A 10574-nucleotide genomic window follows, 5' to 3' on the forward strand; every position below is an offset into this window, starting at 1 on the left:
GGGATCTTGTGGGTAGGCGGTAGGTGTCCTAGATGTCCGGGGGGTCGTACGCTGTCCCCCTGGTCCTGTTCGGGTCTACCGGCGGGGGTATCGTGCCTCTCCTTCACAAGATCGCTGGAGTTGTGATCGTCTGCGCCGTCGTCCTCGGGCTGGTCCTGCCCGCGGAGCGGCGTGCGCGGGACGAGGGGAAGGCGGCCGAGCAGGCCGGGGCGGCGTCGAGCACGGCGCCCACGGCGCGGGCCGCGAAGGCGGGCGGGGCGCCCGCCCCGGCGGGATCGGGGACGGCCGGGCCGTCCGGGTCGCCGTCGGCGTCGGCGACCGCGCCGATCCAGGCGGCGGCGCCCGGGGCCGCGGCGGTCAAGGCGAACGAGCTGGGCCAGGTGCCGGTGCTGATGTACCACCGCATCCTGAAGAAGCCGGAGCTGTCGCTGGACCGGTCGACCAAGGAGCTGTACGACGAGCTGACCGGGCTCGCGAAGGACGGCTACTACCCGATCACGGCGGCCGAGTTCGTCGGCGGGCGGTTCAACGTCCCGGCGGGCAGGCACCCGGTGGTGCTGACCTTCGACGACAGCACGCCGGGGCACTTCGGGCTGGACGCCCGGGGCAACCCGAAGCCCGACACGGCGGTCGCGGTCATCGAGCAGGTCGCGCGGGAGAACCCCGGCTTCCGCCCGGTGGCGACGTTCTACCTGAACAAGGACCTCTTCGGGATGGACCAGGTGCAGGCCGCGGCCGGGCTCACGTGGCTGCGGCAGCACGGGTTCGAGATCGGCAACCACACGGTGACGCACCCGAGCCTGTCCGGCATGTCCGAGAAGGGGGTGCGCAAGGAGATCGGCGGCATGGAGGACGAGATCGTCAAGCTCACCGGCGCGCACACCACCACGTTCGCCTACCCTTTCGGGTCCGTCCCGAAGAAGGAGGCGTGGGCTGAGAAGGACGGCGGCAGGTACTCCTTCCAGGGCATGTTCCTCGCCGGCTGGCGGCCCGCGATGTCGCCGTTCGACGCGGACTTCGACCGGTGGAAGATCGACCGGATCCGCTCCGAGGGCAAGATCAAGGAGAACGACTGCAAGAAGTACTGCTCGACGGCGTGGCTGGAGTACCTGGACAAGAACCCCGATGAGCGGTACACCTCTGACGGGGACCCGAACACCGTGACGTTTCCGAAGGCGGCCGAGGACCGGATCGCCAAGGAGTACCGGGCCCGTGCGCGGACGTACTGATCATCCCCGCCCCGGCCGGATTGACCACGCGAGATTGGTCCCATATCCTGATCGCTGCGCTGTGGGCCTGCGCGCGCTTCGGACGGAGCAGGCTCGCGCTCGGTCAGGTCGGCGACAACGGTTCGGTTCACTGACGCGGTGCCCGCGTCCGATTCCGGTCTTCGGCAGGGCGGATAACGGCCCTCCGCGCACAACCCATACGACTTCCATGTCCGTACCGGAGCCAGCCGACACATGACGAGCAGCACCGAGGCCACCTCGACCACCCCGCAGGTAGCGGTCAACGACATCGGGTCGCAGGAAGCCTTCCTCGCGGCGATCGATGAGACCATCAAGTACTTCAACGACGGCGACATTGTCGAAGGCACTGTCGTCAAGGTCGATCGTGACGAGGTCCTCCTCGACATCGGCTACAAGACCGAGGGCGTCATCCCCTCGCGCGAGCTCTCCATCAAGCACGACGTCGACCCCAACGAGGTCGTCACCGTCGGAGACCACGTCGAGGCCCTGGTCCTCCAGAAGGAGGACAAGGAAGGCCGCCTGATCCTGTCCAAGAAGCGCGCCCAGTACGAGCGCGCCTGGGGCACGATCGAGAAGATCAAGGACGAGGACGGCATCGTCACCGGTACCGTCATCGAGGTCGTCAAGGGCGGCCTCATCCTCGACATCGGCCTGCGCGGCTTCCTGCCCGCGTCGCTGGTCGAGATGCGCCGCGTCCGCGACCTGCAGCCCTACGTCGGCCGCGAGCTCGAGGCCAAGATCATCGAGCTGGACAAGAACCGCAACAACGTGGTCCTGTCCCGCCGCGCCTGGCTGGAGCAGACGCAGAGCGAGGTCCGCCAGACCTTCCTCAACACCCTGCAGAAGGGCCAGGTCCGCAAGGGCGTCGTCTCCTCGATCGTCAACTTCGGCGCGTTCGTCGACCTCGGCGGCGTCGACGGACTGGTGCACGTCTCCGAGCTGTCCTGGAAGCACATCGACCACCCCTCCGAGGTCGTCGAGGTCGGCCAGGAGGTCACGGTCGAGGTCCTGGACGTCGACATGGAGCGCGAGCGCGTCTCCCTGTCGCTCAAGGCGACCCAGGAAGACCCGTGGCAGCAGTTCGCCCGCACCCACCAGATCGGCCAGGTCGTGCCGGGCCGCGTCACCAAGCTGGTGCCGTTCGGCGCGTTCGTCCGGGTCGAGGAGGGCATCGAGGGCCTGGTGCACATCTCCGAGCTGGCCGAGCGCCACGTGGAGATCCCCGAGCAGGTCGTCCAGGTCGGCGACGAGATCTTCGTGAAGATCATCGACATCGACCTCGACCGGCGCCGCATCAGCCTCTCGCTGAAGCAGGCCAACGAGGGCGCGGCCAGCATGGAGGAAGAGGACTTCGACCCCACGCTGTACGGCATGCCCGCCGAGTACGACGACCAGGGCAACTACAAGTACCCCGAGGGCTTCGACGCCGACACCGGCGAGTGGCTGGAGGGCTTCGACGAGCAGCGCGAGACCTGGGAGCGGCAGTACGCCGAGGCCCGCGCCCGCTTCGACGCCCACCGCAAGCAGATCGAGGAGGCCCGCAAGGCCGAGGCGGAGGCCGACACGGCGCCCGCGGGCGGTGGCGGCGGCGAGACCTCCTACTCGGGCGGCGGCGAGAGCGAGTCCGGCGGTGGCGCCCTCGCCACCGACGAGGCGCTCGCCGCGCTGCGGGAGAAGCTCTCCGGCGGCCAGTAGCCGCCACCCCTCCTCCGGCGGCCCGCCCGGCCGGCCGGTGGTGACGAACAACACGAACACGGCCGGAGAACGATCTTCAGGATCGGCCTCCGGCCGTGCTTCGGTTGCGCCACCATGGCGGAGGAGGGCGGCGTCCCGCGCCGCCGCACGCACCCCCGAAGGTCCGCTCGTCCCCGGGAGCACTCGTTCAATTGGCCAGCACAGACGCCGGCACCGACGTCGGCACCAGGACCGGCGGCCCCGCCGAGACCGGCCCCTCGATCGTCCCGCAGGGCCCCGCCCGGCTCGCGCTGATCGCGGTCACGGTCGCGGTGCTCGCACAGACCCTGCGGTTCTCGCTGCCGCAACTCGACCACTTCGCCGACGAGGCCGGCCTCCCGGTCGCCGCGGCCGGCGTCGCGGCCATCTACCTCGCCGGGTTCCTCGCCCCGCTGATCCGCCGCGCCGCCGGGCCGCGCGGGCTGCTGCTCGCCGGCGTCGGCGGGCTGTTCGCCGTCCGGCTGCTCGCGCAGGCGATCGACCCGCGCACCTGGCTGGCCTTCGCCGGCACCGCGATCGGCATGATCGCGCTCGCGGCGCTGTACGAGGGCGCCCGCGGCCTGTCCGGGGTCGGCTTCGCGACCGCCGCGGTCGCGGGCCTGTCGATCGACGGCGCCGTGCGGATGTGCTTCGCCACCTGGGACCCCGTCTGGCGGGACGGCATCGGCCCGTGGCTGGCGTGCCTTGCGTTCGTCGGCGTCGGCGCCGCCGCCCTCTACCGCGAGCTGGCGTCCGGGCCCATCGCCCCGCCCGGGGTGTCGTGGCGGGACGCGCTCGGCGCCGCCGCGCTCGGGCCGTTCCTGGCGCTGCAGGTCCTCGTCCTCGCCAGCCCCGCGTTCGTGGCGTCGTCCGGCTGGCAGTCGCTGACCGCCGCGCACGTCACGATCGTCATCGGCCAGGGGTTCGCGCTGGCGTTCCTCGCCTCCGGCCTCGCCGTGCGGGCGGTGCCGGGCGGCGTGTGCGTGCTCGGCGGGACCGTCCTCGGGGTCGGCGCGGGCGCCGTCGCCGGGACGTACGCGGTCTCCGGCGTCGAGGTCGTCCCCATCGTGGTCATCGGGCAGGTCGTGGCGGCGTGGCTGCTGGCGGTGGCGGTCCGCGCGCCGCTGCGCCGCGCCGGGACCGGCGGGCCGGTCTGGCGGATCGATGCGGGCGCCGCGCTCGGCGGCCTGCTGGTCGCCGCGATCCTGATCCCGTACCAGGTCAGCGCGGTGTCGCCGCTGCCGGTGCCGAACAACGTGCTGCCCGGCCTCGCCGGGATCCTGCTCGGCGCGCTCGCCGCGTTCGCGGCGGCGCGCGGCGGCCCGCTGCCCGCCCGCGCCCCGCTGCGCGCGCTCACCGCCGGCGCCGCCGCCCTCGTGCTGCTCGCCGGGACGCTGGTGTTCACCGTCGCGGCGCCGGACGGCGAGGCGCAGCCCGCGGCCGCGCCGAACCGGGTGCGGGTGCTCAGCTACAACATCCACGACGGCGTCAACCAGTCCGGGCGGCTCGACCCGGAGGGGATCGCCCGCGTCATCGAGGGGCAGCGCGCCCAGGTCGTGCTGCTGCAGGAGGCCGGCCGCGGGTCGCTGATGTCCGGGACCACCGACGTCGGCGTGTGGCTGTCGCGGCGGCTCGGCATGAAGCTGATCTGGGGACCGGCCGCCGACGGCCAGTTCGGCAACGCGATCCTGACGTCGCTGCCGGTGCGCAGCTCCGGGCGGGGCCGGATGCCGCGCGGCGACTGGTCGCAGATCCGCGGGTACGTGTGGGCGCGGCTCGCGGTCGGGAAGACGACGATGGACGTGTGGTCGACGCACCTGGAGGGCGGCGACGACCAGGCCGGCGAGCGGGCCCGGGAGATCGCGGCGCTGCTGCGGGCCTGGGGCGGCGCGCCCCGCACCCTGATCGGCGGCGACTTCCAGACCGACGCGGGCAGCCCCGAGCTCGCCGCGATGACCGACGGCACCGACCTGCGCAGCGCCGCCCTCGGCGGCGAGCCGTACCCGACCCGGCCGGACGGGGCCACGCACGACTGGATCTTCGGGTCGGACGGCGTCCTCGTCACCGACTACGAGGTGCCGAGGTCGGGTGCCTCCGATCACTATCCGGTCGCGGTGACCGTCCGGGTCGGCCGGTGAGCGGGCCCGGCGCGCCCGCCCCGCCGGGGCCGGACCCCGTGAGCGAGCCGGTCGTGATCGAGCGGGCGGGCCCCGGGGACGCGGGGGAGCTGCTGACCGTCCAGCGCGCCGCCTATGTCGCGGAGGCACAGCTGTACGGCGACCCGTTCCTTCCGCCGCTGGTCGAGTCGGCCGAGCAGCTGCGCAAGGTGCTGGAGACCGACGCGGTGGTGCTGAAGGCGGTGCTGGGCGGCCGCCTCGTCGGCGCGGTCCGCGCCCAGTTCAGCGACCGCACGTGCCTGGTGGGGCGGCTCGTCGTCGTCCCCGACCTGCAGGGACGCGGCATCGGCCGGCGGCTGCTCGCCGGACTGGAGGCCGAGGTCGCCGGGCGGGTCGACGCGTGCGTGCTGTTCACCGGCCACCTCAGCGAGGCGAACCTGCGCCTGTACCGCCGCCTCGGCTACGCCGAGACGCACCGCGAACGCGTCGCCGCGCACCTCACGCTCGTCCACATGCGCAAGCCCCTCGTCCCTGCGGGAACGGGCTGACCTGATCGTCCGCCCGCGGCGGCGCCGCCGGCGGGCCCTCGTCCCGGCGGAAACGGGCCGGCCATTAGGGTGAGTCCGTGCTGAAAGTGGGACTCACCGGCGGAATCGGGTCGGGCAAGAGCGAGGTGTCCGCGCGGCTGGACGAGCGCGGCGCGGTGGTCATCGACGCCGACAAGATCGCCCGGGAGGTCGTGGAGCCGGGCACTCCGGGCCTCGCGGCCGTCGTGGCGGAGTTCGGTGCGGACGTCCTGCTGCCGTCCGGCGCCCTGGACCGCGAGAAGGTCGGCAAGATCGTGTTCGCCGACCCCGAGCGCCTCGCCGCCCTCAACGCGATCGTCCACCCCCTGGTGGGGGAGCGCATGCAGGAGCTGATGGACGCCGCCCCCGCCGGCGCCGTCGTCGTCTACGACGTCCCCCTGCTGGCGGAGAACGGCTTGGCGCCCATGTACGACGAGGTCGTCGTGGTGGACGCCCCCGAGGAGACCCAGCTCGACCGCCTGACGTCCCGCCGCGGCATGACCGAGGAGGACGCCCGCGCCCGCATGGCCGCGCAGGCGTCCCGCGAGGAACGCCGCGCCGTCGCCACCCACCTCATCGACAACTCCGGCACCCTCGACGACCTGAGGACCCAGGTGGACGCCCTCTGGGACGCCCTCACCCGGCGCGCCGCGTCTTAGAGCCCCCGTTCTAGAACGGGGTGTCGAGGGGGAGGCGGTGGACCTCCGGCAGGTAGGCGTCGAGTTCGCCGGGTTCGAAGCGGCACATGCCGATGGCGTACCAGAACTCGGCGGCGGCGTTGCCCTCCCACTTGTAGCGGCCGTCCGGGGCCAGGGCGGCCCAGCCCTCCGCCAGCCCGAGGAGCGTGATGCGGCGCGCGGGGGCGTCGCGGTCGGAGACGTCCCAGAGGATGATCGCGCCGTCGTCGCCGGCGGTGGCGAGCAGCGAGCCGTCCGGGCTGAACGCCGCCGACCAGATGCGGCGGGTGTGGCCGGGGAGGGTGTGCAGGAGGCGTCCGTTGGACGGGTTCCAGAGCCGCACCACCATGTCGTCGCCCGCGCTGGCGAGCATCGCCCCGGACGGGTGGAACGCGGTCGTCCACAGGCGGCCGGTGTGCGCGGTGAGGGTGTGGAGCGCCTCGCCCGTGGACGGGTCCCAGAGGCGGACGGTGCCGTCGTTGCTCGCGCTGGCGAGGGTCTCCCCGGACGGCGAGAACACCACCCGGTAGACCCGGTCGGTGTGGCCTTCCAGGACGGCGGTGAGTTCGCCGGTGCGGGGGTTCCAGAGGCGGACGGCGCCGTCGTCGCAGCCGGTGGCGAGGAGCGCGCCGCCCGGCTGGAAGTCGATGGAGCGGACGCGGCCCCGGTGGTCGGCGAGGGTGGCGGTCTCGCGGCCGGTCGTCCAGTACCAGAGGCGGACGGTGTCGTCGTCGTTGGCGGTGGCGAGGACGTCCCCGGCGGGCGCGAACGCCTGCGCCCACACGTGGTCGGTCTCGACGTTCAGCTCGCGTTCGAAGGTGCCCGTCCCGGCCTGCCATAGGTGGACGCCGCCGTCGTTGGTGGCGGTCGCGAGCTGGGAGTGGCGGGTGTTGAACGCGGCGGAGGTCAGGTTGTCGGCGACGCCGTGCAGCTCGCGGATCCGGCGGCCGGTGCGCGGGTCCCAGAGCCGGACGAGGCCGTCGTTGCCGCTGGAGGCGAGCATGCCGCCGTCGGGGCTGAACGCGACGCCGGTGACGCGGCGGCCGTGGCCGCGCAGCACGGTGCGGCACTGCCCGGTCTCGGCGTCCCACAGCCGGGCGGTGCCGTCGTTGCTGCTGGTGGCGAGCTGGGCGCCGTCGGGCCGGAAGGCGAACGGCCACACGGCGCCGCGGTGCCCGGCGAGTTCGAGGCGCTGCCGCCCGGTCGCGGGATCCCACAGCCGGACGGATCCGGCGCTGTCGGCGGTGGCGAGGCGGCCGCCGTCCGGGCTGAACGCCGCCTGGTAGATGCCGCCCTCGTGACCGGACAGGACGCTGCGCTGCCGCCCGTCCGCCCAGATGCGGACCGACCCGTCGGTGTCGCCGGTGACGAGGAGGTTCCCGTCCGGGTGGAAGGCGATGGCGTAGACGCGCCCGGTGTGGCCGAGGAGCTCCTGGCCGATCTCGCCGGTGCGGATGTCCCAGAGCCGGACGACGCCGGCCTCGTCCCCCGCGGCGAGGAGGGAGCCGCCGGGGTGGAACACGGCCCGGTACACCGCGCCCCGGTGACCGGTCAGCTCCCGCCGCAGGGCGCCCGTCGCGAGGTCCCAGACGCGCAGGGTGCCGCCCGCGTCGCCGGTGACCATGAGGGAACCGGCGGGGTCGAACACGGCGGTGTAGACGGGCGCGGTGTGCCCGGACAGCTCGTGCAGGAGGGCGCCGGAGGCGGTGTCCCAGACGCGGATCGTCCCGTCGGCGGCGCCCGCCGCGAGGAGGCCGGCGCCTGGGGCGGCGCGGCCGCCCACGACGACCGGCCACACGCCCTCGGGGTGGACGGTGAGGGTGTGCGCCGAGCGTCCCGTGGCGAGGTCCCAGATCCGGACGGTGCCGTCCGCCGAACCGCTCGCCAGGAGGTCGCCGGCGGCGTCGAACGCGACCGCGTAGGCGCGGTCGGTGTGGCCCTGCAGCGTGCGCAGGGGGGTGCCCGTGACGGCATCGCACACGAGGACGCCGCCGTCCTCGCTGCCCACGGCGACCACGGACCCGCCGGGGCTGTAGGCGAGCGGCTGCGGGAGGCGGCTGGTCGCGAAGTGGAACCCGTAGGGGACGCCGACCGCGGGCGGCGCGATCTGGATGTCGATGGGGCGGCCGGGCGCGATCGCGGCCTCGCGGAGCTCGGGCGCGGCGGCGATCCGCTCGGGGAGCGTCGCGTCGACGAGGGCGGCGCGCGTCCAGCGGCTCCCGGTGACGGCGGCGTCCCGCAGGTCGGCGCGGGCGAGGCGGGCCCGGGACAGGTCGGCGCCGCGCAGGTCGGCCCCGGTGAGGCGCGCCTCGTCCAGCCGGGCGCCGGCGAGCGAGGCGTCCCGCAGGACGGCCCGCGACAGGTTCGCGCCGACGAGTTGCGCGTCGGTGAGGTCGGCGCCGGTGAGGTCGACCTCCTGCAGGTCGCGGTAGGACAGGTCCTCGCCCTGCAGGCGCGCGCCGCGCAGGTCGGTGCGGGCCGGGGTGCGCAGCCGGGTCGTGATGCGGATCGCGTTGGCGCGGGCGAAGTCGCCGGCGGCGGGGTCGGCGAGGACGCCGGCCGCCCAGTCCTGGCAGGCGCGGGTGTCGGCGAGGTCGCACAGGAAGTCGACGGCGAGCTGGGTCAGCGCGCGGCGGCCGAGCGCGGCGGGGACCGCGCCCGCGCCGAACTCGCCGGCGATGTGCCGCGCGATGAGCCACTCCATCACCGAGGTGTGGATGAATCCGAACAGGCCGTCGTCGGTGCGGACGAGCAGGCTGCCGGCGCCGACGGCGTGCGTCACCTGGTGCGGGGACATCCGGCCGCCGGCGAGGCCGGTGAGGGTGTCGGCGACGTCGGCCAGCTCGGCGAGGCTGAGGAACTGCTCGTCGCCCTCCCACAGCCGCAGCGCGAGCGTGCCGACGGCCTGCCACATGTCCTCGGTCTTCAGCCCGGACGGGCCGCCGGAGCCGCCGACCCGGTCGGCCTCGTAGGCCAGCCACGACGAAAGGATCTCGTGGTAGAGGTCGGCGGGGGAGACGGCGCGGCGGGCCTGCGCGACGGCGCGCAGCCGCTCCTCGGGAAGGTCGGCGATGAACGACAGCATCCGCGGGTTGGGCGTCAGGGCGAGGAGCTCCTCGATGCCGGCGAGCAGCCTCAGCCGCGCGTCGGCCGCGGCCTCGTCCCCGTACCGGTTCACCAGGTAGGAGCGGACCTGCGGCGGCGCGAACTCCTCCAGGCCGAGGACGCGCCGGTGCGGCAGCACCCCGACCTTCTCGCCGAGGGCCGTCAGCACCTGCGCCTGCGACTTGAAGTGCTGCGTGCGGCTCGCCACCACGATCTTGGCGTGGTCGCGGGCCGCCTGCAGCAGCGTGTCGAGGTGGTCGGCGGCCTGGTCGTAGGTCATCCGGGTGACCAGCTCGTCGAACCCGTCGAACAGCAGCACGATGCGCCCCTGCCGGAGCATGTAGTGGAACGCCTTGAGGTCGATCAGCTCCTCGCCGTGGTTGGCGAGGTGCGCGGCGACCAGGCCGTCCACCGAGTGCGCCTTGTCGAGCGCCCGCAGCTCGATGAGGATCGGGACGACGTGCGGCAGCTCCCCGGGGATGCGCCGGGCCAGCTCGCGCAGCGCGAACGTCTTGCCGCGCCCGAAGTCGCCCAGCAGCAGCAGGAACCGCCCGTGGTCGGCGGACAGCAGGCGCAGCATCTCGCCGACGACGTCGTCGCGGACGTCGCCGGCCGGCCGCGTCCCCTCGTCGGGCGTCTGGAGGCGGTCCAGTTCCCGGAACCGCTGCGGGACGTACAGGGAGGGCGGGTACAGCCCGTCGCCGGACAGCCGCCGCGTCTGCGCCGTCACGTACTCCGACAGGTCGAGCAGCCCCTGGAACTCGGTGATGCTGCGCACCCGGATGCCGCGCCGCAGCGCGTCCTCGCGCAGCGACCGAGCGGGCGCCGGACCCACGTACACCAGCTCGGACCCGTGGTCGGTGCCGTCGGCGTGCACGTGCCGGACGAACGCGTCCACGTCCGCCTCCGTCACCGGGCCGACGTGGGCGCCGATGCGGTACTGGCGGACGAACCCGTCCTCCAGGTGGGTCAGCAGCAGGTGCGGCGGGTCCGAGCGGCCCTCCTCGCGCCCGGGCGGGACGACCCGCCGGATGGTCGCGCGCTCGAACCGCGTCTCGCACGCCTCCGTCAGCCGGTCCAGCAGCCGCTCGGTGGCGTCGGGCAGGGGGTCGGCGGCGCCGTTGGCGGCCGGGCCCAGTTCCGGGG

The 10574-nt window shown here is 74.0% G+C and carries 6 protein-coding genes; 5 read left to right on the forward strand and 1 reads right to left on the reverse strand.

Going from position 1 to position 10574, the window contains the following annotated elements; translation table 11 throughout:
* Window positions 1-92 precede the first annotated feature (92 nt).
* The 5 genes from E1284_RS33530 to coaE all read left to right on the forward strand — a co-directional run bounded on the left by E1284_RS33530 (window position 93) and on the right by coaE (window position 6305).
* The gene (locus tag E1284_RS33530; protein ID WP_131944177.1) at window positions 93-1229 is read left to right on the forward strand and encodes a polysaccharide deacetylase family protein; all 1137 of its coding nucleotides are present in this window, start codon (window positions 93-95) and stop codon (window positions 1227-1229) included.
* Between the two features lie 234 nt (window positions 1230-1463).
* Window positions 1464-2945, forward strand: coding sequence for a 30S ribosomal protein S1 (gene rpsA, locus E1284_RS33535; RefSeq protein ID WP_131944178.1), 1482 nt, complete (start codon window positions 1464-1466; stop codon window positions 2943-2945).
* Window positions 2946-3136: 191 nt separating this feature from the next.
* Window positions 3137-5101 (forward strand): endonuclease/exonuclease/phosphatase family protein, encoded by a 1965-nt coding sequence (locus tag E1284_RS33540; protein ID WP_243714905.1) that lies wholly within the window; start codon window positions 3137-3139, stop codon window positions 5099-5101.
* Window positions 5102-5139: 38 nt separating this feature from the next.
* Entirely contained in the window at window positions 5140-5628 is a 489-nt protein-coding gene (locus E1284_RS33545; protein ID WP_243714906.1) for a GNAT family N-acetyltransferase, read from the forward strand.
* 77 nt (window positions 5629-5705) lie between these two features.
* Entirely contained in the window at window positions 5706-6305 is a 600-nt protein-coding gene (gene coaE, locus E1284_RS33550; RefSeq protein WP_131944179.1) for a dephospho-CoA kinase, read from the forward strand.
* A gap of 10 nt (window positions 6306-6315) precedes the next feature.
* Here the strand turns inward: coaE and E1284_RS33555 are convergent.
* Window positions 6316-10574 (reverse strand): NACHT and WD40 repeat domain-containing protein (locus E1284_RS33555; protein ID WP_131944180.1); only part of this gene is annotated, 4259 nt, incomplete at its 5' end.

This window comes from Actinomadura bangladeshensis (assembly GCF_004348335.1).
Taxonomy (GTDB): Bacteria; Actinomycetota; Actinomycetes; order Streptosporangiales; family Streptosporangiaceae; genus Spirillospora; species Spirillospora bangladeshensis.

Excerpts from the sequence above, each read along its gene's own strand:
- rpsA (WP_131944178.1), top strand. The coding sequence starts at position 1,464 with ATGACGAGCAGCACCGAGGCCACCTCGACCACCCCGCAGGTAGCGGTC.